General features: G+C 72.5%; 22 protein-coding genes. 19 read left to right on the top strand and 3 right to left on the bottom strand.

The features are described from left to right. Positions 1-296: 296 nt before the first annotated feature. The 7 genes from A4R25_RS11075 to A4R25_RS11045 all read left to right on the top strand — a co-directional run bounded on the left by A4R25_RS11075 (position 297) and on the right by A4R25_RS11045 (position 9,010). Positions 297-1,490 (top strand): PP2C family protein-serine/threonine phosphatase, encoded by a 1,194-nt coding sequence (locus tag A4R25_RS11075; protein ID WP_064446658.1) that lies wholly within the window; start codon positions 297-299, stop codon positions 1,488-1,490. A gap of 32 nt (positions 1,491-1,522) precedes the next feature. Further along, positions 1,523-3,250, top strand: a complete 1,728-nt coding sequence (locus tag A4R25_RS11070; RefSeq protein ID WP_064446848.1) for an ATP-binding protein — start codon at positions 1,523-1,525, stop codon at positions 3,248-3,250. Next, complete coding sequence (locus tag A4R25_RS11065) at positions 3,247-3,699, top strand: response regulator (protein WP_043328130.1); 453 nt, start codon at positions 3,247-3,249, stop codon at positions 3,697-3,699. The genes A4R25_RS11070 and A4R25_RS11065 overlap by 4 nt, the downstream gene beginning before the upstream one ends. Then, complete coding sequence (locus tag A4R25_RS11060; RefSeq protein WP_064446657.1) at positions 3,692-4,501, top strand: inositol monophosphatase family protein; 810 nt, start codon at positions 3,692-3,694, stop codon at positions 4,499-4,501. The genes A4R25_RS11065 and A4R25_RS11060 overlap by 8 nt, the downstream gene beginning before the upstream one ends. A 184-nt stretch (positions 4,502-4,685) precedes the next feature. Continuing rightward, positions 4,686-5,723: a hypothetical protein gene (locus A4R25_RS11055; protein ID WP_064446656.1), complete on the top strand. Its 1,038-nt coding sequence runs from the start codon at positions 4,686-4,688 to the stop codon at positions 5,721-5,723. 60 nt (positions 5,724-5,783) lie between these two features. Further along, complete coding sequence (locus tag A4R25_RS11050; protein ID WP_176722783.1) at positions 5,784-7,316, top strand: fused MFS/spermidine synthase; 1,533 nt, start codon at positions 5,784-5,786, stop codon at positions 7,314-7,316. A gap of 71 nt (positions 7,317-7,387) precedes the next feature. Further along, positions 7,388-9,010 (top strand): serine/threonine-protein kinase, encoded by a 1,623-nt coding sequence (locus tag A4R25_RS11045; protein WP_064446654.1) that lies wholly within the window; start codon positions 7,388-7,390, stop codon positions 9,008-9,010. Positions 9,011-9,072: 62 nt separating this feature from the next. Here A4R25_RS11045 and A4R25_RS11040 read toward each other — a convergent pair whose 3' ends face one another. Then, a complete protein-coding gene (locus tag A4R25_RS11040) occupies positions 9,073-9,741 on the bottom strand; it encodes a TrkA family potassium uptake protein (protein WP_064446653.1) in 669 nt (222 codons plus the stop codon). Then, the gene (locus tag A4R25_RS11035; protein ID WP_064446652.1) at positions 9,731-11,065 is read right to left on the bottom strand and encodes a TrkH family potassium uptake protein; all 1,335 of its coding nucleotides are present in this window, start codon (positions 11,063-11,065) and stop codon (positions 9,731-9,733) included. The genes A4R25_RS11040 and A4R25_RS11035 overlap by 11 nt, the downstream gene beginning before the upstream one ends. A 106-nt stretch (positions 11,066-11,171) precedes the next feature. Between A4R25_RS11035 and A4R25_RS11030 the strand changes: the two genes are divergently transcribed. Continuing rightward, positions 11,172-12,290: a glycerophosphodiester phosphodiesterase gene (locus A4R25_RS11030; protein ID WP_064446651.1), complete on the top strand. Its 1,119-nt coding sequence runs from the start codon at positions 11,172-11,174 to the stop codon at positions 12,288-12,290. A 265-nt stretch (positions 12,291-12,555) separates the two neighbouring features. Here A4R25_RS11030 and A4R25_RS11025 read toward each other — a convergent pair whose 3' ends face one another. After that, complete coding sequence (locus tag A4R25_RS11025) at positions 12,556-12,783, bottom strand: GntR family transcriptional regulator (protein WP_064446847.1); 228 nt, start codon at positions 12,781-12,783, stop codon at positions 12,556-12,558. Between the two features lie 278 nt (positions 12,784-13,061). On the opposite strand from A4R25_RS11025, the gene A4R25_RS11020 reads away from it, so the two are divergent. From A4R25_RS11020 to A4R25_RS10970, 11 genes are all read left to right on the top strand, one after another. Then, positions 13,062-13,364 (top strand): DivIVA domain-containing protein, encoded by a 303-nt coding sequence (locus A4R25_RS11020; RefSeq protein ID WP_064446650.1) that lies wholly within the window; start codon positions 13,062-13,064, stop codon positions 13,362-13,364. After that, positions 13,361-13,606, top strand: a complete 246-nt coding sequence (locus A4R25_RS11015) for a hypothetical protein (RefSeq protein WP_064446649.1) — start codon at positions 13,361-13,363, stop codon at positions 13,604-13,606. The genes A4R25_RS11020 and A4R25_RS11015 overlap by 4 nt, the downstream gene beginning before the upstream one ends. A 216-nt stretch (positions 13,607-13,822) precedes the next feature. Further along, positions 13,823-15,028 (top strand): substrate-binding domain-containing protein, encoded by a 1,206-nt coding sequence (locus tag A4R25_RS11010; RefSeq protein WP_030502914.1) that lies wholly within the window; start codon positions 13,823-13,825, stop codon positions 15,026-15,028. A gap of 3 nt (positions 15,029-15,031) precedes the next feature. Further along, a complete protein-coding gene (locus A4R25_RS11005; RefSeq protein WP_064446648.1) occupies positions 15,032-15,775 on the top strand; it encodes an ABC transporter ATP-binding protein in 744 nt (247 codons plus the stop codon). Then, positions 15,775-16,509, top strand: a complete 735-nt coding sequence (locus A4R25_RS11000) for an ABC transporter ATP-binding protein (protein ID WP_064446647.1) — start codon at positions 15,775-15,777, stop codon at positions 16,507-16,509. The genes A4R25_RS11005 and A4R25_RS11000 overlap by 1 nt, the downstream gene beginning before the upstream one ends. Further along, a complete protein-coding gene (locus tag A4R25_RS10995) occupies positions 16,506-17,396 on the top strand; it encodes a branched-chain amino acid ABC transporter permease (RefSeq protein ID WP_043328154.1) in 891 nt (296 codons plus the stop codon). Before A4R25_RS11000 ends, A4R25_RS10995 begins: the two co-directional genes overlap by 4 nt. After that, complete coding sequence (locus A4R25_RS10990; RefSeq protein WP_043328156.1) at positions 17,393-18,502, top strand: branched-chain amino acid ABC transporter permease; 1,110 nt, start codon at positions 17,393-17,395, stop codon at positions 18,500-18,502. Before A4R25_RS10995 ends, A4R25_RS10990 begins: the two co-directional genes overlap by 4 nt. Positions 18,503-18,621: 119 nt before the next feature. Next, positions 18,622-19,371, top strand: coding sequence for an SDR family NAD(P)-dependent oxidoreductase (locus A4R25_RS10985; RefSeq protein WP_064446646.1), 750 nt, complete (start codon positions 18,622-18,624; stop codon positions 19,369-19,371). 47 nt (positions 19,372-19,418) lie between these two features. Further along, entirely contained in the window at positions 19,419-21,539 is a 2,121-nt protein-coding gene (locus A4R25_RS10980; RefSeq protein WP_064446645.1) for a RecQ family ATP-dependent DNA helicase, read from the top strand. A gap of 123 nt (positions 21,540-21,662) precedes the next feature. Next, positions 21,663-21,893, top strand: coding sequence for a heavy-metal-associated domain-containing protein (locus A4R25_RS10975; protein ID WP_043328162.1), 231 nt, complete (start codon positions 21,663-21,665; stop codon positions 21,891-21,893). Continuing rightward, positions 21,886-22,920 (top strand): hypothetical protein, encoded by a 1,035-nt coding sequence (locus A4R25_RS10970; protein WP_064446644.1) that lies wholly within the window; start codon positions 21,886-21,888, stop codon positions 22,918-22,920. The genes A4R25_RS10975 and A4R25_RS10970 overlap by 8 nt, the downstream gene beginning before the upstream one ends.

Raw genomic sequence — 22,920 nt, 5'->3', positions numbered from 1 at the left:
GGATCAACGGGGTGGGCATCATCCTGCACCCCCGGGGGGCTGCGGCGGCAGTCCTCGGACGGTGCGCTGCGGGCGTGACAGCGCTCCCGGCGTAACATCGTCTGTCGACCGTGCCGCTGTGGAGGTGGACCGGTCACCCGCTCCGCCGCGCCGGTGTCGGCCGCGTTGTGTATGACTGTGGTCTGAGTCAGGATCAGCAGGGCATTCGGAAGGAGCCCGACATCACCAGCGAACTCCCGCGACTCGCGGCGGTTACCCGACCGCAGCGGGGTTCCGGCGCATCGGGCGCCGTCCACGTGCCGTCGGCCGGGGCGGGGCTGCACGGCGGCGTACCGCCGGGCGAGCGGCTACGGGTGCTGCTGGTCGAGGACGACGAGGGCGACGCCTTCCTGGTCGGCGAGCTGCTCGCCGAGACCAACTCGATGATCGACCTGCTGGTGGCGACCAGTCTCAGCGAGGCCCGGCAGCGGGTGATGGGCGTGGACTGCGTGCTGCTCGACCTGGGCCTGCCCGACGCGCAGGGCCTGGACGGGCTGCGCCGGGTGCTGGAGATGGCCAGCGGCGCGGCGGTCTGCGTCCTGACCGGCCGGTCCGACGAGCACCTGGGCATCGTCGCGGTCGCCGAGGGCGCGCAGGACTACCTGGTCAAGGGCCAGGTCGACGGGGTCCTGCTGACCCGGGCGCTGCGGTACGCGGTGGAGCGCAAGCGGGCCGACGAGAACGCCCGCCGGCTGCGTGAGGTGGAGCTGCGCCAGGCCGAGTCCGCCCGCCTGGAGCGCGGCCTGCTGCCGCAGCCGTTGATGACCACCGACGAGGTGTCGGTGCACACGTTCTACCGGCCCGGCCGGCACGCCGCGCTGATCGGCGGCGACTTCTACGACGTGGTGCAGACCCGGCCGGACCGGATCGACCTGATCGTCGGCGACGTCTGCGGGCACGGCGTGGACGAGGCGGCGCTCGGCGTCGAGCTGCGCGTGGCCTGGCGGGCGCTGGTGCTGGCCGGGGTGCCGGACGACGAGGTGCTGCCCGCGCTGGAGCAGGTGCTGATGAGCGAGCGCCGCCTCCAGGAGATCTTCGCGACGGTGGCCACCACCCGGCTCGACCTGGCGTCGGCGCGGGCCACCGTACGCCTCGCGGGTCACCCGCCGCCGCTGCTGCTCAGCGGCGGCACTGTTGCTCCGGTGCCGGCCAGGGGCGGGCTGCTGCTGGGCGTACGGCCGCGCCGCCCGATCGCCTTCGACCTGGAGTTCGACACCGACGACTGGTCTCTGCTGATGTACACCGACGGCCTCATCGAGGGCCGGGTGGACGGCGGTGACGAACGGCTCGACGTGCCCGGTCTGACCGATCTGCTCGCCGACCCGGCCAACCGGGCGGTGCCGCTGTCCGAGCTGCCCGCCTGGCTGGTGGGCCGCGCCGAGCAGATAAACGGTGGCCCGCTGGCCGACGACGTGGCGATGTTGCTGGTCACGCGGGGCAGCGGCCGGTGAGCGCGAGCGCGAAGGGCGACGGGGAGGAACCGGTGAAGGCGTACCAGCAGGGGTGGACCCTGCGGCGGCGGGTGGCCGCGCTGCTCGGCGTGGTGGTTGTGCTGCTGCTCGGGTTGGCCGGCGCGGAGGCGGCGGTCGCCGCGCAGAACCGCCAGAACATCGACGCGGTGCTGCTCAAGACCGGTCCGCTGCGGGTGCAGGCGCAGGAGCTGATGAGCGCGCTGCTCGACCAGGAGACCTCGGTGCGCGGGTACGCGGTGAACGGCGACCGCACCGACCTGGAGCCGTACCAGGAGGGCGTGAAGCGCGAGCAGAGCCTGGCCGCCTCGATCCGCGATCTCTCCGCCGACTACCCGGACGTGCGCCGGTCGCTGGACGTGGTGGAGCAGAAGACCGCGCAGTGGCGGAGCCAGGTGGCCGAGCCGGTGATCAGCACGGTCGAGCGGGACGGCGCGGCGGCGGGCCAGGCGCTGATCACCGACGCGACGCGGCAGCAGTTCGACGGCATCCGTTCGTCGGTGAACACGCTCCAGGACGAGATCCTCACCGTCCGGCAGGAGACCGCCGACCGCGTCAACGCGACGAGCAACACGCTTGTCGTGCTGCTGATCATCGCCGCGCTGGTGGTCACGACGGCCGGCGTGGTCATGCTGCTCTCGCTGGACCGGATCCTGATCCGCCCGCTGGCCGCCCTGGTCGGCCAGGTGCGTGAGGTGGCCGACGGCGACTACCGGCACCGCATCGAGGGGTCCGGGCCGCCGGAGTTCCGCCGCCTCGCCGAGGACATCGACCAGATGCGGATGAAGATCGCCCGCGAGCTGGACGAGGTACGCGAGGCGCGGGAGCGCATCGAGTGGGTCAACAGCCAGTTGCAGAAGCAGGCCGAGGAGCTGACCCGCTCCAACCGTGACCTGGAGCAGTTCGCCTACGTCGCGTCGCACGACCTGCAGGAGCCGCTGCGCAAGGTGGCCAGCTTCTGCCAGCTCCTGCAGCGGCGGTACGCCGGGCAGCTCGACGAGCGCGCCGACCAGTACATCGCGTTCGCGGTGGACGGCGCGCAGCGCATGCAGCGGCTGATCAACGACCTGCTGGCGTTCTCCCGGATCGGCCGGCTGACCACCGGTTTCACCGAGGTCGACCTGAACAAGGTGATGGGCGACGTGGCGGGGCAGACCGAGGCGGCCGTGCAGTACGCCGACGCGGAGCTGACCTGGGGCGAGATGCCGACCATCCGCGGCGAGGAGCCGCTGTTGACCAACCTGCTGGTCAACCTGGTCAGCAACTCGGTGAAGTTCCGCCGCCCGGATGTGCCGCCGAAGGTGCACGTGTCGGCGCGGCTGGTCGACGGCGAGTGGGAGATCAGCTGCCGGGACAACGGCATCGGGATCGAGCCGGAGTTCGCCGACAAGATCTTCGTGATCTTCCAGCGGCTGCACTCGAAGGACGCGTACCCGGGCACCGGCATCGGGCTGGCGATCGTCAAGAAGATCGTGGAGTATCACGGCGGCCGGGTCTGGGTGGACACCGACGCCGACGAGGGCACCACGATCCGGTTCACGCTGCCCGCGCTGGAGGCCGACATCGAGGCCGCCAAGGCGGCGGAAGCGGCGGAGGTGGCCGAGGCCGGGGAGCAGGCCGAGGCCGCCGAGGGTGACCCGGCGGCCGTCGGGCGTCAGCCGGACGGCGAAGCACGCGAAGAGCCGCCCGCGGAGGCGGACGGACACGGTACAAACGGTGGCATGAAGGAGACGGTGGGATGACCGCGCCCGCGGACGGCAAGAGCCCGATCGAGGTCCTGCTCGTCGAGGACGATCCGGGCGACGTGCTGATGACCCAGGAGGCGTTCGAGGAGCACAAGCTCCGCAACCGCCTCACCGTCGTCTCCGACGGCGCCGAGGCGCTCGCGTACCTGCGCCGTGAGGGCCAGTACGCGGACGCGGTGACGCCCGACCTGATCCTGCTCGACCTGAACCTGCCCCGGCGCGACGGCCGGGAGGTGCTGGAGGAGATCAAGAAGGACGGGGAACTGCGCCGCATCCCGGTCGTGGTGCTCACCACCTCGCAGGCCGACGAGGACATCCTGCGCAGCTACCAGTTGCACGCCAACGCCTACGTGACCAAGCCGGTGGACTTCGAACGCTTCATCTCGGTGGTCCGCCAGATCGACGAGTTCTTCGTCAGCGTGGTCAAGCTGCCTCCGCGTGGCTGACCCGTTGCTGGACGACGTCGGCGCGCTGCTGCGGGAGGCGGCGGCCAAGGTCGTCGTGCCGTTGTTCCGCCGGCTCGACGAGGCCGACATCTCCGAGAAGGCGCCCGGCGAGGTGGTGACTGTCGCCGACCGGGAGGCCGAGGCGCTGATCTCCGAGGGTCTGCGTCAGTTGCTGCCCGGTTCGGTGGTGGTCGGCGAGGAGGCCGTCGCCGAGGACCCGGACCTGCTGCGGCACCTGCGCGGCAGCGGTGACGTATGGCTCGTCGACCCGGTCGACGGCACCTCCAACTTCGCCGCCGGGCGGCGGCCGTTCGCGCTGATGGCGGCGCTGCTCACGGACGGCGTACCGGTGGCTTCCTGGGTGTACGACCCGCTGGACGGCACGATGGCGGCGGGCCGGCTCGGCGCGGGCACCCGGTTGGACGGAGCGACGCTGCGGACGCCGCCGGCGGAGCCGCGGGTGGGCGCGCTGCGGGGCACCGCGGCGACGAAGTTCCTGCCGCCGGACTTCCGCCGCCAGGTGGAGGAGGGCGGGCGCCGCATCGGTGAGTTGCTGCCCGGCCAGCACTGCGCCGGCCGGGAGTACCTGGACATCCTCACCGGCGCGCAGCAGTTCGTGTTGTTCTGGCGCACCTTGCCGTGGGATCACACGCCGGGCACCCTGCTGGTGCGCGAGGCCGGCGGTGTGGCCCGCCGCTTCGACGGCGCCGACTACCACCCGGCCGACGACGGCACGGGACTGCTCGTGGCGGCCAGCCCGGACGTCTGGGACGAGGTGAGCGCCGCCCTGCTGGGTGGTTGAGCGGCGCTGCGCGACGGCCACGGCACGCTGCGTCGACGCCAGCCGCCGTACGCCGTCTCCGGCCTGGCGTGTCGCGCGTGTTCCGGTATCGTGACCGGCGGTCTCCGCCAGCAGGCCGCCGACCGGCGCCGGCGGAGACGCCGCTCGGTGTACGGGGGCCGGCGGTCGACGGAAGGACCAACACGTGCCCAGGACCAGCTCTACCGGCCGGCGCGCCCGGCGGTCGCTGCTCGCCGCGTTCGCCGCGCTGGCCGTGCTTCTCGGCTCCGGCGTGGCCGCCGGGCCGGCCGCCGCCGTACCCAGCCCGAACGCCCCGAACGAGGGCGGCAGCAAGCAGCTGCGGGCGGCGCTGGAGGCGGCGGCGAAGGGCCACATCGAGGCCCAGAACAAGCTGGAGAACTCCAAGCGCCGGCAGAAGGCGCTCGACACCCAGCTCAAGGACATCGAGGTACGCCTCGTCGGGCTCAGCGCGCAGGCCGGTGAGGTGGCCGCGCAGTCGTACCGGATGGGCCGGCTGACCGCGACGTCGATGCTGCTGGCCAGCGCCGACCCGAACGACTTCCTCAAGCGCGCCGCCGAGCTGGACGTGATGGCCCAGCGGGACAGCAAACGGCTGCGGGAGCTGGCCGACGCGAAGGCGCAGGCGGCCGAGGCGAAGCTCGCCATCGACGCCGAGGTGCGCGAGCAGGCCAAGCAGGTCGCGGTGCAGGCCCGCAAGAAGAAGGACGCCGAGGTGGCGCTGGCGAAGGTCAGCTCCGGCGCCGGGTCCGGGTTCAACGGCACCTCCTCGTCGGCGAAGCCCGCGCCGCGCAACTCGGACGGTTCGTGGCCGTCGGAGTCGTGCTCGGTGGACGACCCGACGCCCGCGTCCGGCTGCATCACGCCGCGCACGCTGCACATGCTCCAGCAGGCCAAGGCGGCCGGTTACAAGCGCTACGCCTCGTGTCACCGCAGCGGTGGCGGCGGCGAGCACCCCAAGGGCCGGGCCTGCGACTTCTCCGCCGCCAGCGGCGGGTTCGAGGACAAGACGGCCACCGGCGGCGACAAGGCGTACGGCGACAGCCTCGCCGCCTGGGCGAAGAACAACGCGAACCGGCTCGGCATCATGTACGTCATCTGGTATCGGCAGATCTGGATGCCGAACACCGGCTGGCGCGCGTACAGCGGTGGCGGCAGCCCGGCTGCCGACCACACAAACCATGTTCACATCTCGATGTATTGACGCGGCCCGCCGGCGGCGCTGCGTACCATCGCCACGGTGAGCAGCACATCGTCCGACGTCATGGCGGAACCGGCGGCCGACGCCCCGGTTCCGCCGCGGGCCCTCCCGAACGGGCTCGCCGCGTTCCTCGTCTTCTTCTCCAGCGGCGCGGTGCTGGTGCTGGAGACCGTCTCGTTGCGCCTGGTCGGCCCGTACGTCGGGGTGACGCTCCAGGTGACCAGCTCGGTCATCGGCATGGCGCTGGCCGCGATCGCGTACGGGGCGTGGTTCGGCGGGTGGCTCGCCGACCGGCGTGACCCGCGTACCCTGCTCGCCCCGGCGCTGGTGCTGGCCGGCATCGCCACCGCCGTCACGCTGCCGATCGTCAGGTACGCCGGTGAGGTGCTGCGCGGTGGCGCGGCGAGCGCGGTGCTCCTGCTGACCGCGCTGACCGTGGTGCTGCCGGCGGCGCTGCTGGCCGGCATCACCCCGCTCGTGGTGAAGCTTCAGCTCGCCGACCTGCGCCGTACCGGCCAGGTGGTGGGCAAGCTGTCCAGCATCGGCACGCTCGGCGGCATCACCGCCACGCTGGGCACCGGCTTCGTGCTGGTGGCCGCGCTGTCCAGCTCCGTCATCGTGCTGGGACTCGCTGCCGCGCTCGGGGTGACCGGGCTGGGGCTCGGCGTGTGGCTGCGACGGCAGGCCGGGGCCGGCGGGCCGTCCACGCCGGGCCGGGTCAAGGCCGCGCTGGCGTTGCTCGGTCTCGCCGCGGCGGGGCTCACCGCTGCCGCGCCGAACCCGTGCGACGTGGAGACCGCGTACCACTGCGCCCGGGTCGAGGTGGACCCGTCGTGGCCGCAGGGACGCACGCTCTACCTCAACTCGGCCGAGCACTCCTACGTCGACCTGAACGAGCCGAACCACCTGAAGTACGCGTACACGCAGTGGATCGGCCTGGTCGCGGACGTGGCGCGGCCGGCGAAGCAGCCGATGGACGCGCTGCACCTGGGCGGCGGCGGCTTCACCGTGCCGAACTACCTGGCCGCGACCCGGCCCGGCACCGACAACCTGGTGTTCGAGCTGGACGGCGGGCTGGTCGAGCTGGACCGGCGGGAGCTGGGCCTGCGCACCGGCCCGAAGATGCGCGCCGAGGTGGGCGACGCGCGGGTGCTGCTGCGCGGCGAGCCGACCGACAGCCGCGACTTCATCGTCGGCGACGCGTTCGGGCACCTGGTGGTGCCGTGGCACCTGGCGACCCGGGAGATGGCCGCCGACATCCGGCGGGTGCTGCGCCCGGACGGGATCTACGTGCAGAACGTCATCGACTACCCGCCGGGCCGGTTCATCCGGGCCGAGCTGGCCACGGTGAAGGCCGAGTTCGCGCACGTCGCGCTGATCGCGCCGCCCGGCGCGATCGACGGGGAGCAGGGCGCCAACTTCGTGATCGTCGCCTCGGACGCGCCGCTGCCGCTCGCCGCGATCCCGCCCGGTCTGAAGCTGCTGCCGGAGCGGGCCGAGCTGATGGACGAGGCGGCGGTGACCGAATGGGTGGGCGACGCGATGGTGCTCACCGACGACTACGCGCCGGTGGACCAACTCCTCGCGACCGCCTGAACGGGTGACTTTCCTGACCGATTCCGACCGCTGAGGTGTACCGGGGCCCACTTCGGGCAACAGGACCGACCATGGGTGGACCGGTCAGGAACGGCGTGCAACTGCTCGGCGAGCGCTATCGGCTCGTCGAGCAGTTGGGTGCGGGCGGCATGTCGGTCGTCTGGCGCGGCTACGACGAGGTGCTGGGCCGCCAGGTGGCGGTCAAGGTGCTGGCCTCGCGGCTGGCCAGCGACAAGGCGTTCCGGCACCGGATCCGGGTGGAGGCGCAGGCCGCCGCGCGGCTGTGCCACCCCAACATCACAAACGTGTACGACTACGGCGAGTCGGTCCAGGTCGGCCTGACCGTGCCGTACGTGGTCATGGAGCTTGTCGACGGCGGTCCGCTCAGCGGGCGGCTCGGCCGCGACGGGCAGCTTCCGTGGCGGGAGGCCATGACCATCGGCGCGGAGGTCGCCTCGGCGCTCGCCGCCGCGCACGCCCGTGGCGTGGTGCACCGGGACGTGACCCCGGGCAACGTCATGCTGACCCCGACCGGCGTGAAGGTCGTCGACTTCGGCATCTCGGCGCTGGTGGGGGAGAGCGACAAGGGGCCGGACGGCGCGCTGCTCGGCACGCCGGCCTACCTCGCGCCGGAACGGCTGGACAACGGCCACGTCTCGCCCGCCACCGACGTGTACGCGGTCGGGCTGCTGCTGTACCGGATGCTCACCGGCCGTCTGCCGTGGCAGGCCAGCACCACCACCGAGATGCTGCGCGCGCACATGTACCGCGACCCGGACCCGATGCCGCCGGTGCCGGGCCTGCCCGAGCCGGTCGCCGCGCTGGTGCAGCGGTGCCTGGCCAAGCGCCCCGAGGACCGCCCGGCGACCGCCGAGGTGGCCCGTACGCTCGCCGAGGCGGCCGGTATCGCGGCGATCGTGCCGGTGTCACCGGCGTTCGGCCGGATGGACCCGGCGCTCGCCGAGAACGCGGGCACCACGATCCTGCCGTGGTCGGCGGAGACCGACGCGTTGCCGTTCTCGGCGGTGCGTACCCGCACGCGGCGGGCGGTGGCGCGGCGGCGCAAGGTGGAGGCCGGTGTCGCCGCCGTCGGCCTGATCGCGGTGACCGCCACGATGTGGGGACTGACGTCGCGGAGCCCGGCCAGCGGCGGTGTCGAGCCGACCGAGGCGCGGATGAGCCTGCCCGAGCCGACGCCCTGCGCCGTCGACTACTCGCTGCGCCGCGACACCGGCAAGGACTTCTCCGCCGAGTTGACGCTCACCAACACCGGTGACCGGGAACTGCGCGGCTGGACCATGAACTTCACGTTCCCCGGCAAGCAGACGGTCACCACGGCCCAGCCGCCGGCCCGGCAGGAGGGGCGTACCGTGTCGATTCCCGCGCCCACCGCGACCCCGGCGCTGGCGCCCGGCGCCTCGGCGAAGCTCACGCTGGCCGGCCGCTACACCGGGAGCAACACGCTGCCGGTGGAGTTCACCGTCGGCGGCAAGAGTTGCGGCGTGCAGGTGTCCGGGATCGCCGGCTCGGCGCCCACCACCGCGCCGCCGGTGAAGACGCCGGTCAAGTCGCCCACCAAGACCACCGCGAAGACCACCACCAAGAGCGGGCCGGCGAAGCCCAAACCGGCGAAGCCCAAGGCCGCACCGAAGCCCGGCAAGGGCAAGGAGGGCCCCAAGGGAAAAGCACAGTAGACCAGTCGAAGGGGGGTGGGCCGGGCAAGGGCAAGGGCAAGGGCCCGAAGAAGGACTGACGGTCAGGCCAGCGCGGAGAAGCGTTGCACCTGGGTGATGCCGCCCTCCACGATGAGCACGCTGTCCGCCTCCAGCACCGTGTCCGGTCCGACGTACCGGAACCGTTCCCCGGCCTGCTTCTCACCCACCACCATCACGCCGTACCGGTCCTGCGGCGCGATGTCGCGCAGCGACCGCCCGACCAGCGGCGCCGGGACCTTGACCTTGGCGATGGCGAAGTCGTCGTCGAACTCGATGAAGTCGAGCATCCGGCTGACGATCAGATGCGCCACCCGCTCACCGGTCTCCGCCTCGGGGAAGACCACGTGGTGCGCGCCGACCGAGTGCAGGATCTTGGCGTGCTTCTCCGAGGTGGCCCGCGCCCAGATCTGCTCGATCCCCAGCTCGGCCAGGGCCAGTACGGTGAGCACGCTCGCCTCCAGCGACGCCCCGATCGCGACCACCACCCGGCGGAAGTCCGCCAGCCCGAGCTGGCGCAGCACCACCTCCTCGGTGGTGTCCGCCTGCACCACCCGGTCGAGGTCGGCCGACCAGTGCTGGACCCGCGCCGGGTCGTGGTCGATCGCCAGCACCTCGTAACCGAGGCGGGACAGCGAGTCCGCGAGGCGCGAGCCGAACCGGCCCAGGCCGATCACCGCGATGCCGGTCTCCTCCGGGCGTCTAGCCGACAATGGGTTGCTCCTCCGGGTAGCGGTACAGCCGTCGACGGGTGTTCAACGCGATGGCCGAGCCGAGCGTGAGCGGCCCGACCCGGCCGATGTACATGAGCGCGATCAGCACGTACTGACCGGGTGGGGAGAGCTGCCCGGACACCCCGACGGTCAGGCCGGTGGTGCTGAACGCGGAGGTGACCTCGAACAACGCGGCCGAGAACGACACGTGCGAGGTCAAACCGATCAGGCCGACCGTCCCGCCCGCCACGAGCGCCACGCTCAGCAGCGCCACGGTCAGCGCCTGCCGCTGGCTGGCCGCCGCCACCCGGCGGCGCCCGACAGTGGTGTCCGGCTCGCCCCGCAACTCGGCCCAGATGGCGAAGCCGAGCAGGAAGAACGTGGAGACCTTGATGCCGCCCGCGGTGCTGGCGCTGCCGCCGCCGATGAACATCAGGCCGATCAGCATGGGGTAGCTCTCGTCGGTGAGCCGCCCGACGTTTATGACGTCGAAGCCGCCGGTACGGCTCAACGCGATCTGGGTGAACGACGCCAGCAGCTTGCCCGGCACGTCGAAGGTGCCGATCGTGAACGGGTTGCCCCACTCGGCCATCAGCAGGTAGGCGACGCCGAAGACGGTCAGCACCACGCTGCCCCAGACGGTCAGCTTCGTGGCGACCGCCCAGCGCGCCGGCTGCCGCCACTCGCGTACCGCCTCGAACAGCGCCGGAAAACCCAGCCCGCCGATGATCGCGCCGATGCTGAGCGGCAGCGCCACCCAGCCGTCGCGGGAGAACGCGATCAGACCGTCCGAGTAGAGCGCGAACCCGCCGTTGTTGAACGCCTGCACCGAGTGGAACACCGCCGACCAGAGCGCCCGGCCCGGCCGGTAGTCGTAGGCCAGGAACAGGCGCGCGGCGACCACCGCCGTCATCAGGGCCTCGGTGACGAAGACGGTCGCCGCGATGCGCAACAGCAGCCGGCGTACGTCGCCGAGGCCGAACTCGGCGGTCTCCGCCTGCACGAGCAGCCGGTTGCGCAGGCCGAGCTGGCGGGAGACCGCCAGGATCACCAGCGACGCCCCGGTCAGGATGCCCAGGCCGCCGAGCTGCGTCAGCACGGTGATCATCACGAGCCCGAAGCCGTTCCAGTAGTTCGGCGTGTCGGTCACCGCCATCCCGGTCACCGACACCGCCGACGTGGACGTGAACAGCGCGGTGACGAACGGGGTGTAGCGCTCCTCGCTGGTGGCCCAGGGCAGCATGAGCAGACCGGTGCCGACCAGGATCACCGCCAGGAACCCCAACGGCACCAGCCGTACGGGCTTCCGGAGCAGGCGGCGCATCCCGTCATCTTCCGTCCGGAGATTCACCGGCAGGTCAGGAACCGACCAACTGGCGGTCAACCGCGCCCGGTCTGCTGTGCGTACCCATCGACGACAGGAGACGGCGTTGCGACGTACCCTTTCCGCCCTCGGCGTGGCCGGCGCGCTGCTCGCGGCGGCTGTGGTGGTGCCGGCCGTGGCCGCCCAGGCCGGCCCGGACCACCGCGCCGCCGAGCAGGCCCGCGCGACCCAGCGGCCGATCGTGATCGGCCACCGCGGCGCGAGCGGCTACCGCCCGGAGCACACCCTGGAGGCCTACCGGCTCGCCATCCGGCAGGGCGCCGACTTCATCGAACCGGACCTGGTCGCGACCAGGGACGGCGTCCTGGTCGCGCGGCACGAGAACGAGATCTCCGGTACGACAGACGTGGCCGCCCGCCCCGAGTTCGCCGCCCGCAAGGCCACGAAGACCATCGACGGGGTGACAGTCACCGGCTGGTTCACCGAGGACTTCACGCTGGCCGAGCTGAAGACGCTGCGGGCCAAGGAGCGGCTGCCGCAGGTGCGCGTCGCGAACACCGCGTTCGACGGCAGGTTCGAGATCCCGACGTTCCAGGAGGTCATCGACCTGGCGCGGGCCGAGTCGAAGGCCCGCGGCCGGACCATCGGCGTCTACCCGGAGACCAAGCACCCCACCTACTTCGCCTCGATCGGCCGCCCGCTGGAGGAGCCGCTGGTGGCGGTGCTGCGCCGCAACCGGCTCACCCACCGCGCCGACCCGGTGTTCGTGCAGAGCTTCGAGACCGCCAACCTGCGCAAACTCGACAAGATGATCGACGTGCGGCTGGTGCAGCTCATGGACGCCAGCGGCGCGCCCTACGACTTCGTCGCGGGCGGCGACAAGCGGACCTACGCGGACCTGGCCACGCCCGCCGGACTGGCCTGGATCTCCCGGTACGCCGACGGCGTCGGCCTGAACAAGAATCTGATCGTGCCCCGCGACTCGGCCGGCCGGCTGCTCGCGCCGACCTCGGTGATCCGTGACGCGCACCGGCAGAAGCTGGTGGTGCACGCGTGGACGTTCCGGGCCGAGAACCAGTTCCTGCCGGTGGACTTCCGCATCGGTGCCGACCCGAACGCGCGTGGTGACATCACGTCCGAGTACGAGCTGTTCTTCGACCTGGGCCTGGACGGCGTGTTCAGCGACCATCCCGACACGGCGGTGGCCGCCCGAGCCGGCCGCTGACCCCTGCTCCTGTTCACGGGGTGCCCGCCGCAGCGGCGGGCACCCCGTTAGCGTGCCCGGGGTCCGTCGCGCTCGCCCGCGCCCGAGATCTTGGTACGAAACGGCCCCCCGAGGGGCCATCCCGTACCAAGATCTCGGGCCTCCCCACCGATCTTGGACTTGTGGTGCCTCGCGTAAGCCGCGAACCGGGCATCTGAGGCGCCACAACTCCAAGATCGGCGGGGCGGGGCGGGATGATGCCGCCACCTCGGCGTAGTGGAGTTGATCAGGCCGGCGGTTCGGCTACGTAGGTGCCTCGGCCGGGCTGGCCGGTGATCAGCTCGCGATCGTGCAGCAGTGAGAGAGCGCGGGACGCCGTGTTCATGTGGACGCCGTAGGCTTCGGCGAGTTCACGGGTCGAGGGCAACTTGTCGCCGGGCTTCAACTCGCCACTCTTGATCTTTGCGGCGAGTTCGTTGGCGATCTGACGATACGGCGCTTCGGCTGTAGGCATGGTGAGGACTCCGGTCGGTTCGGCACCTCCGATCATGCCGGGCCTACACCAGTAACTGCAACAAGCAGAAAGCCCGATGTGGACGCTCGACCTACACAGGTATTTTGGGTAGGCTGACCCGCGTCCGGCTCCGGTTGGTTCGGCAAACCTCGGGAGTCGGACCCGGATTGGGCTCCGGGGCCGTACCGCCGAACGGGCTGCGGTCTCGGGGTCGGCGGCCCGCCCGTGTCCCCTGTCTGCGGGTGGGCCGCCTCCACGGCTCGGTGAGGAGGATCGGCGTGCGAAACGTGCTCAACCTGTTCAAGTCGGCGCGGCGTAACCGGACCCGGAGGCCGCCGAACCAGGGCTGGTACCGCTCGGAGTCGTGCCGGCCGCTGAGCGTCGGGCAGATCCGCGAGCGGAAGTTCCGCACCGTGCGGCACGGACTCGACCCGGCGGAGGTGCACGCCTTCCTCTACCGGGTGGCCGGTGACCTGGCGCTGGCCCGGCGCGACGCGTCCCGGTACGCCGAGGAGAACACCCGCATCAAGGCGGCGCTCAAGAGCTGGCAGTCCCGGTTCACGCCGGGCGCGCAGCGGTGAGCCGGGAGCGGTTCGTCGTACACCTGCCGGTTCTCGCGGCCGACCTCGACGGCGCGCGCGGGTTCGCGCGGGCCATCTGCCGGGCGCTCGGGTTCCTGGCCGACGTGGAGCGCGCCGGGACGACCGTGTCGCGGGAGGACGAGCAGTCGGTACGCCACTGGGTCTGGTGCGACCGGCCGCGCGACGGTGGCCGGCGATGCGCACGGGCGGCCGACCACGACGGGGAATGCGGCGGGCGTTGACCGGCGCGCGATGGCGTGGGACGACATTGCCGGCGAGGTGCGCGTGGTGGGTGCGGCCATCCCGGGTCGGCGCGGTTACGTGCCGATGTCCGGCGTTGTAACGAGCGGCCACCCTGTCCCGGGCACTTGTGTGCGCCGACCACATAGCCCGTGGGTGACGTCACTTCTAGCGTGAGCCGACAACTGACATTCCCCCTGTCCTCACCTGGAGTCGCAATGACGATCCGGCACACGCGACGGGTGTTCCTTACCGCCGCCACCTCGGTGGCGGTCGCTCTGGCCGCCACGGCCTGTGGCAGCCCGCAGGACACCGCATCCGGCGGCGGCGACGCCGCCGCCCCGGTCAAGGTCGGTCTGGTCTACTCCCAGTCCGGCCCGCTCGCCAGCTACGGCAAGCAGTACATCGAGGGCTTCAAGGCCGGCCTCGACTTCGCCACCAAGGGCACCGGCAAGGTCGGTGACCGCACGATCGAGGTGACCGAGGCCGACGACGCGGGCGACCCGGCCAAGGCCGTGTCCGCCGCGAAGGACCTGATCGGCAAGGGTACGAAGATCATCGCCGGGTCCACCTCCTCCGGGGTGGCGCTCCAGGTCGCGCCGATCGCCGCGCAGAACAAGGTGCTGTTCATCTCCGGCCCGGCCGCGACGGACGCGGTGACCGGCGCGAACAAGTACACGTTCCGTTCCGGCCGGCAGTCGTGGCAGGACGTGGTGACCGCCCGTTCGTTCATCGGCGACGCGGGCGGCAAGAAGGTCGTGGTGTTCGCGCAGGACGGCGCGTTCGGCGACGCCAACGAGGCCGCCGTCAAGGCCGTCATCGGCGGCGCGGGCGCGAACGTGAGCAGCGTCCGGGCCCCGGCCAGCGCCACCGAGTTCACGCCGTTCGCCAGCCAGATCAAGGCCGCCAAGCCGGACCTGCTCTTCGTCGCCTGGGCCGGCACCACCGCGGGCGCCATGTGGCAGACGCTCGACCAGCAGGGCGTCCTCGCCTCCACCACCGTCGTCACCGGTCTGGACATCCGCGCCTCGTGGCCGACGTTCGGCGCGGCCGGCAGCAAGATCTCGTTCCTGTCGCACTACTTCGACGGCGCGAGCGACACCGAGGCCGCCAAGGCCGCGAAGGCGAAGGTGCCGGGCGGCACGCTCGACCTGTTCCACCCGGACGGGTTCGCCGCCGCGCAGATGGTCGTCCGGGCCGTGCAGGAAGGCGGCGACGACGTGGAGAAGATGGTGAAGGCGCTGGAGGGCTGGGAGTTCGAGGGCGTCAAGGGCACCATGAAGATCCGCGCCGAGGACCACGCCCTGCTCCAGCCGATGTACCAGGCGAAGCTCTCCGGCAGCGGCACCACCTTCACGGCGACCGCGCAGAAGTCGCTCACCGGTGACGAGAGCGCGCCGCCGGTCGCGCAGATGAAGGGCTGACCGATGCTCGCCACCCGCGGTCTGACCTGGCGGATCGGTGAGGTCGCCATCGTCGACTCCGTCTACCTCGATCTGGCGCCGGGGGAGTTCCTCGGCGTGATCGGGCCCAACGGCGCCGGCAAGACCTCCCTGTTCAACCTGATCACCGGCCTGCGCCGGCCCACCGAGGGCACGGTCCTGCTGGACGGCGCGGACATCACCGCGCTTGCGCCGCACCGGCGTGCCCGGCTCGGACTGGGGCGTACCTTCCAGGCGTCCTCGGTCTTCGGCTCGCTCAGCGTGCGGGAGAACGTCCGGCTCGCCGTACAGGCACACCGGGGTGGCTCGATGAAGCTGTGGCGGCGGGCGGCGGCCGACCGGGAGGTGGCCGCCGCCGCCGACGCGGCGCTCGACCGGGTCGGCCTGCATTACAGGGGTACGGCGCTCGCCGGCACCCTGGCCCACGGCGAGAAGCGCAAGCTGGAGATCGCGCTGCTGCTCGCCGGTGAACCCCGGGTGATGCTGCTCGACGAGCCGATGGCCGGGGTGAGCGCCGAGGACGTGCCCGAGCTGGTCAGCGTGATCAAGTCGCTGACCGGGGACAGCGGCCGGGCGGTGCTCATGGTGGAACACCACATGGACGTGATCCTGGAACTGGCCGACCGGATCGCCGTGATGCACCACGGCGCGCTGCTGGCGTGCGACACCCCGGAGACGGTGATGGCGAACGCCACAGTGCAGGAGGCGTACCTGGGGGAGGCGCTCTGATGACCGAACCTGTCCTGTCCGTGGCGGACCTGTCCGTGCGGATCGCCGGACTGCACATCCTCCAGGGCGTGTCGTTCGAGGTCGCGCCGACCGGCGTGACGGTGCTGCTCGGGCGCAACGGCGTCGGCAAGACCACCACGCTGCGCGCGATCGTCGGGCTGACGCCGCGCGGCGGCGAGGTGCGCGGCAGCGTACGCATGGGGGCGCGCAGCCTGCTCGCCCGCCCCACCCACCGGCTGGTCCGTGACGGTCTCGGCTACGTGCCGGAGGACCGCTGCGTCTTCGCCGGGCTCACCGTCGCGGAGAACCTGCGGCTGGCCGAACGGCGCGGCGTCACGCCCGCGTACGACAAGGTCTTCTCGCTCTTCCCGGAGCTGGAGCGGCGCGGACGGCAACGGGCCGGCTCGCTGTCCGGCGGGCAGCAGCAGATGCTCGCGATCGGCCGGGTGCTGCTCAACGACAACCGGCTGCTGCTCGTCGACGAGCCGACGAAAGGGCTGGCGCCGAAGGTGGTGACCGAAGTGGCCGAGGTGCTGGAACGGGTCGCGGAATCCGTGCCGGTGCTGCTGGTCGAGCAGAACCTGGCGGTGGTACGGCGGCTGGCGACCGACGCGGTGGTGCTCTCCGCCGGCAAGGTCGCCTGGACCGGTGACGCCCAGGAGTTGCTGCTGGAGACCGCGTTGACGAAGTCGTTGCTCGGTGTGGGTTCTGGCTCCGGGGAGGTGCACGCGTGAACACCGTGGTCCTGCTGACGCTGACTGGGCTGGGCCTGGCGGCGCTCTACTTCCTCGTCGCCTCCGGGCTGTCCCTGGTGTTCGGCCTCGCCGACGTGCTCAACTTCGCGCACGGGCTGTTCCTCGGCGTGGGCGCGTACGCGACGTGGTGGGCCTCGGGCAACCTGCCCGGCGCCGGGCCGGACGGGTTCGGCTTCGTGCTCGCCGTCGTCTTCGGCGTGCTGGCCGGTTCGCTCGTCGCCGTGCTGGTGGAGCTGGTGCTGATCCGGCCGCTCTACTCCCGCACCATCGAGCAGGTGCTCGTCACCGTCGGCCTGTCGCTCGCCGGGGTGGCGCTGCTCCAGGCCACCTGGGGCGCCGACCCGCGACCGTTCCCGCGCCCGGAGTGGAGCCGGAACGTGACGTCGGTGCTCGGCGCGCAGGTGCCGAACGCCGGGCTGCTGCTGATCGTCGCCGCCGCTGTGGTGCTCGGCGCGTTGCTGGCGTTCCTGCGCTGGACCCGGTACGGCCTGATCATCCGGGCCGGCGTGGAGAACCGGGAGATGGTGACGGCGCTCGGCATCGACGTGCGCAAGGCGTTCACGCTGGTCTTCGCGATCGGCGGGGCCGCCGCCGCGCTGGCCGGCGCGCTCGGCGGCGTCTACTTCGGCACCGTCTCGCCGGGGCAGGGCGGCTCACTGCTGATCTTCGCGTTCATCGTGGTGGTGATCGGCGGGATGGGCTCGGTGGTCGGGTCCGCGTACGCGGCGGTCGCGGTGGGGCTGCTGCAACAGTTCGTCAACTACTACGGCACGTCCGGGCTGGGCGACCTGTGCGTGGTCGGTCTGCTCGCCGTGGTGCTGCTGCTGCGTCCGCAGGGCCTGGCCGGAAAGGTGGCTCACGCATGACCAACTCGGTGGTCGACGCGCCTCCGGCGCAGGTGCCCGACGAACTGACCCCCGGGCGTTCCCGCTGGCACGGCCTGCGTCCGTACCTGCCGTTGGTGGCCCTGGTGGTGGCGGCGATCCTGCCGTACTCGACGCTGAACCTGCCCGGGATCTTCGAGGGGCCGCTGAACTCGCCGGGCACGCTGCAACTGCTCGCCATCTGCCTGGTGTTCGGCGGGCTCGCGGCCGGATACGACCTGCTGTTCGGGCGGACCGGAATGCTCTCCTTCGGCCACGCCCTCTACTTCGCCGCCGGGGTGTACGGCACCGACATCCTGGTCACCAAGGCCGGGCTGCCGCTGTGGCAGGCCGCCGTGCTCACGGTGATCGGCGGGACCACGCTCGCCGCGCTGCTCGGCGCGGTGGCGCTGCGCACCGTCGGCATCGCGTTCGCCATGGTGACGCTGGCGTTCGCGCAGGTCGGGGCGATCCTGGTGGCCCGCGACTTCGGCGGCCTCACCGGTGGCGAGGAGGGCCTGCCGCTGGACGTGTCGGGGCTGCCGGCTGCCTTGGTGGGGGTCACCAACACGGTGAACCTGTACTGGCTGGCGCTGGCGTACCTGGCCATAGTGGTCCTGGTCGTGCACCGGGTCAGCGCCTCGCCGACCGGACGGGTGCTGGCTGGGCTGCGCGACGACGAGCGGCGGATCGGCGTGCTCGGGCTCGACCCGTACCGGTTCAAGCTCGTCGCGTTCACGCTCGCCGGTGGGCTCGCGTCGGCCGGTGGGGTGGTCTACGTGCTGATCGTCGGCGGCGCCAGCCCGCACATCACCTCGTCGGAGCTGACGCTGTCGCTGCTGGTCATGGTGGTGCTCGGCGGCCCCGGTACGCGGTGGGGGCCGGTGCTGGGCGGCGTCCTGTACATGTACCTGGACCACCGGCTCACCGCGTTCGGCAGCAGCGACGCGGTGAACAGCCTGCCCGCGTTCCTCAGTCACCCGCTGAGCCAGCCGCTGTTCGTCCTGGGCACGGTGTTCATCCTGGCCGTCTACTTCTTCCCCGGCGGCCTGGCCAGCCTGCGCTCCCGCGTGACCCCCCTCCTGAAGGCCCTCCACCGCCCCCGCTGACCTCCGGCCCCCTCCCTCCACCCCGTTGATCAAGGAGTTTGTGTCCTGATTTCGCGGTTAGGATGACGCAAACTCCTTGATCAACGGGGAGAGCGGGGACAGCGGGAAGGGGAGCGGTCATGGGGGAGCGGCGGCTTGCCGTGGTCAGTGGGGGTGGGACCGGGATCGGGGCTGCCGTGGCGCGGGGGCTCGTCGGGGACGGGTTCGACGTTCTCGTGGTGGGGCGGCGGGGGGACGTGCTCGACGCCGCCGCACGCCGGATCGGTGCCGAGAGTGGGCGGGACGGGGCGGTCACGGCCGTCGTCGCCGACCTGACCGATCCGGGGCAGGTCGGCGCGGTCGTGGACGCCGTGGGTGAGCGCGCCGTGGACGCCGTCGTCAACAACGCCGGTGGATTCCTGGGCGGGTCCACCGACTCGCTCGACGGGGTGGCGGACTGGTGGCGGGCCAACCTGGACGCCAACGTGCTCACCGCCGTACTGCTCACCGAGGCGCTGCTGCCCGCCCTGCGCCGCCCCGGCGGCCGGGTTGTCCTGCTCAGCTCGATCGCCGCGCAGCGCGGCGGCGGCGGGCCGTACTCGGCCGCGAAGGCCGCGCTGCACGGCTGGGCGTACGACCTGGCCGCCCAGCTCGGCCCGGACCAGATCACCGTGAACGTGGTGAGCCCCGGCTACGTGGCCGAGACCGAGTTCTTCGGCGACCGGATGACGCCCGAGGGGCACGCCAAGCGCGTCGCCGCCACGCTCGTCGGCCGGGCCGGTGTGCCGGACGACATCGCGGCGGCGGTCAGCTACCTGGTCGGCCCGTCCGCCGGGTACGTCACCGGGCAGGTGCTCGGCGTCAACGGCGGTTCCGTACTCGGCCGCTGACACGCGGAAGGGACGGCGGCCCCCGCCGCTCCTGGTAGAAATGCCGGATGAGCCAGGATCGGACGGCCGTACGGGAACGCGCCGAGGCGGTGCTGCGGCGGCTGGCGGGTGACCACGCCCGGCTGCGCGAGGACCAGTGGCGGGCCATCGAGGCGCTCGTGATCGACCGGCGGCGGGTGCTCTGCGTGCAGCGCACCGGCTGGGGCAAGTCGGCCGTCTACTTCGTGGCGACCGCGCTGCTGCGCGAGGGCAACCGGCACGGGCCGACGGTGATCGTCTCGCCGCTGCTGGCGCTGATGCGTAACCAGGTCGAGTCGGCCGCCCGCGCCGGCATCCGGGCCCGCACCATCAACTCGGCGAACCTGGACGAGTGGGACGAGATCACCGCCGAGATCCACGCCGGGGCGGTCGACGTGCTGCTGATCAGCCCGGAGCGGCTGAACAACCCGGATTTCCGCGACGGCGTACTGCCGAAGCTCGCCGCCACCACCGGGCTGCTGGTGGTGGACGAGGCGCACTGCGTCTCCGACTGGGGGCACGACTTCCGCCCCGACTACCGGCGGCTGCGCACGTTCCTGGCCAACCTGCCCGAGCGCACGCCGGTGCTCGCCACCACCGCCACCGCCAACGCCCGGGTCACGCAGGACGTGGCCGAGCAACTCGGTGACGCGCTGGTGCTGCGGGGCACGCTCGACCGGGAGTCGCTGCGCCTGGGCGTACTCGATCTGCCGACCCCGGCGCACCGCCTGGCCTGGCTGGCCGACCACCTGGACCGGCTCCCCGGCTCGGGGATCATTTACACGCTCACCGTCGCGGCGGCCACCGAGACGGCCGACTTCCTGCGCGGCCGGGGCTGGTCGGTCGCCTCCTACACCGGGCAGGCCGAGGACGCCGACCGGCGGGCCGCCGAACAGGACCTGTTGGACAACAAGATCAAGGCGCTGGTCGCCACCAGCGCGCTCGGCATGGGCTTCGACAAGCCCGACCTCGGCTTCGTGGTGCACCTGGGCGCGCCGCCGTCGCCGATCGCCTACTACCAGCAGGTCGGCCGCGCGGGCCGGGCCGTCGAGCACGCCGAGGTGCTGCTCCTGCCCGGCGTGGAGGACGCGGCCATCTGGCGGTACTTCGCCTCGCTCGCCTTCCCGCCCGAGGAGCAGGTCCGCGCCGTGCTGGCCGCGCTGGACACCGAGCGGCCGATCTCCACCCAGGCCCTCGAACCGGTGGTCGACCTGCGCCGGGCCCGGCTGGAGCTGATGCTCAAGGTGCTCGACGTGGACGGCGCGGTCCGCCGGGTGCGCGGCGGCTGGCTCGCCACCGGCGATCCGTGGGTCTACGACGAGGCCCGGTTGCGGCGCGTCGCCGACGCGCGCGCCGCCGAGCAGCGGGCCATGCGGGAGTACGCCTCGACGTCCGGCTGCCGCATGCGCTACCTGCGGGAAGGGCTGGACGACACCGGGGCGGCCGACTGCGGGCGGTGCGACAACTGCGCCGGCCCGCTGTTCGAGGCAGCCGTCTCCGACGAGGCGCTGACCGCCGCGCAGACGTTCCTCGGGCGCCCCGGCGTGCCGATCCCGCCGAAGAAGCTCTGGCCCACCGGGTTGGAGGCGGTCGGCGTACCCCTGAAGGGCCGCATCCCCCCGGCGGAGCAGGCGCTGCCCGGCCGGGCCGTGGGACGCCTCTCCGACCTGGGGTGGGGCGGGCGGCTGCGCGGGCTGGTCGGGCCGGAGGCGCCCGACGGCCCGGTGCCCGACGACGTGGTGGCGGCCGTGGTCGAGGTGCTGAAGGCGTGGGCGCACGGCGACGACCCGTGGCCCCGGCGGCCGGTGGGCGTGGTCGCGGTCGGCTCGCGGACGCGACCGCTGCTGGTGGGCTCGCTGGCCGAGCGGATCGCCGCCGTGGGCCGGCTGCCGCTGCTCGGCCACGTCGTCCCGGCCGGTCCGTCCGGCGGCGGCGGGCCGCGCGGCAACAGCGCCCAGCGGGTACGCGCGCTGCACGACGCCTTCCGCCTGCCGGACGAGCTGGCCGACGCGCTGCCGGGGCTGGACGGGCCGGTGCTGCTGGTGGACGACCTGGTCGACTCGGGCTGGACCATGGCCATGGTGGCGCGGCTGCTGCGCCGGGCCGGCGCGCCGGACGTGCTGCCGCTGGCGCTCGCGGTGGCCGCCTGATCCGTCGCGTCCGCGTGACAGGTCCCGGCCGTCGAAAAGTTCCCGGCGCGGCCGGAATGCGAGCGTCGCCACCGTCGGCGGACCGTCGGCGGAGCCGCAGGTGACCGGCGGTACCGTGGGGTCATGACCGAGCAGCTACCCGTCGTCCAGACGTATGCCGTGACCGGGATGACCTGCGAACACTGCGTCCGGGCGGTGACCGAGGAGCTGTCCGCGCTGCCCGGCGTCGAGGAGGTCCGGATCGATCTGGCCGGTGGCACCGCCACCGTCACCAGTGACGCCCCGCTGGCGGTCGAGTCGGTCCGTGCCGCCGTGGACGAGGCGGGTTACGAGCTGGTCGGCGGCGGTGCCTGAGTCGTCGTCCGGCACGTCCGGCACCGGCGTCGTCCCCGACGACGCCGTGGCCGGCGCGACACCGCCCCGCGCCGGGGTGGCCGCGGGCGGCCCGGTCGCGGTGGATCGGGAGACGCTGCGGTTGGCCCTGGTGGTGGGCGGGCTCGTGCTCGCCGTGCTGCTCGGCTTCGGGCTCGGCCGGATGAACGCGCCCGCCGACCCGGCGCGGCCCGCAGCCACGGCGAGCGGGGCCACCACGGGCGACGGCGGCATGCACGCCCACGCGCCCGGCACCGGCGCTCACTCCCACGACGGCGCCACCGTCACCCAGGGCGGCGGCGACGGCGCGGCCGGGCTGTCGATCACCTCGGCCGGTTACACGCTGGTCCCGTCGAACGCCGAGCTGACCGCCGGCCGCGCCGGTGAGCTGCGCTTCCAGATCCGCGACGACAAGCGCCGCGCGGTCACCCGGTTCGCCGTGGTGCACGACAAGCCGATGCATGTGATCGTGGTGCGCCGTGACCTGAGCGGTTACCTGCACCTGCACCCCACGATGGCCGCCGACGGCACCTGGTCGGTGCCGCTCGGGCCGATCGAGGCGGGCTCCTGGCGGATGTACGCGGACTTCACCGCCGTCGCCGACGACGGTGGACAGGTCGCCGTGGTGCTCGGCGCCGACCTGGCCGCGCCCGGCGCGTACCGGCCCCGGCCGTTGCCCGCCGCCGCGACGTCGGCCACCGTCGACGCGTTCACCGCCGCGTACACGGGCACCCCGGAGGTGGGACGCTCGGTGCCGCTGCGGTTCCGGATCACCGGCGCGGACGGCGCGGCAGCGCCGCTTCAGCCGTACCTCGGCGCGTTCGGGCACCTGGTCGCGCTGCGCGAGGGCGACCTCGGTTACCTGCACGTACACCCGGAGCCGGTGCGCGACGGCGACGAGGTGACGTTCTGGCTGACCGCGCCGGGGCCGGGCAACTACCGGATGTTCCTGGACTTCCAGGTCGGCGGCGTGGTGCGGACCGCCGAGTTCACGCTGACAGTGGCCTGA

The sequence above is a fragment of the Micromonospora sp. NBRC 110037 genome (assembly GCF_001652995.1).
Lineage (GTDB): Bacteria > Actinomycetota > Actinomycetes > Mycobacteriales > Micromonosporaceae > Micromonospora > Micromonospora chalcea.
Note: the sequence above shows the minus strand (reverse complement) of the source record. Positions and strands in the feature narration are given on the sequence as shown.

Coding starts and splice junctions, on each gene's coding strand:
- A4R25_RS11065 (WP_043328130.1), top strand. CDS start 3,247: ATGACCGCGCCCGCGGACGGCAAGAGCCCGATCGAGGTCCTGCTCGTC.
- A4R25_RS11050 (WP_176722783.1), top strand. CDS start 5,784: ATGGCGGAACCGGCGGCCGACGCCCCGGTTCCGCCGCGGGCCCTCCCG.
- A4R25_RS11045 (WP_064446654.1), top strand. CDS start 7,388: ATGGGTGGACCGGTCAGGAACGGCGTGCAACTGCTCGGCGAGCGCTAT.
- A4R25_RS11035 (WP_064446652.1), bottom strand. CDS start 11,065: ATGCGCCGCCTGCTCCGGAAGCCCGTACGGCTGGTGCCGTTGGGGTTC.
- A4R25_RS11025 (WP_064446847.1), bottom strand. CDS start 12,783: ATGCCTACAGCCGAAGCGCCGTATCGTCAGATCGCCAACGAACTCGCC.
- A4R25_RS11010 (WP_030502914.1), top strand. CDS start 13,823: ATGACGATCCGGCACACGCGACGGGTGTTCCTTACCGCCGCCACCTCG.
- A4R25_RS11005 (WP_064446648.1), top strand. CDS start 15,032: ATGCTCGCCACCCGCGGTCTGACCTGGCGGATCGGTGAGGTCGCCATC.
- A4R25_RS11000 (WP_064446647.1), top strand. CDS start 15,775: ATGACCGAACCTGTCCTGTCCGTGGCGGACCTGTCCGTGCGGATCGCC.
- A4R25_RS10990 (WP_043328156.1), top strand. CDS start 17,393: ATGACCAACTCGGTGGTCGACGCGCCTCCGGCGCAGGTGCCCGACGAA.
- A4R25_RS10985 (WP_064446646.1), top strand. CDS start 18,622: ATGGGGGAGCGGCGGCTTGCCGTGGTCAGTGGGGGTGGGACCGGGATC.
- A4R25_RS10980 (WP_064446645.1), top strand. CDS start 19,419: ATGAGCCAGGATCGGACGGCCGTACGGGAACGCGCCGAGGCGGTGCTG.
- A4R25_RS10975 (WP_043328162.1), top strand. CDS start 21,663: ATGACCGAGCAGCTACCCGTCGTCCAGACGTATGCCGTGACCGGGATG.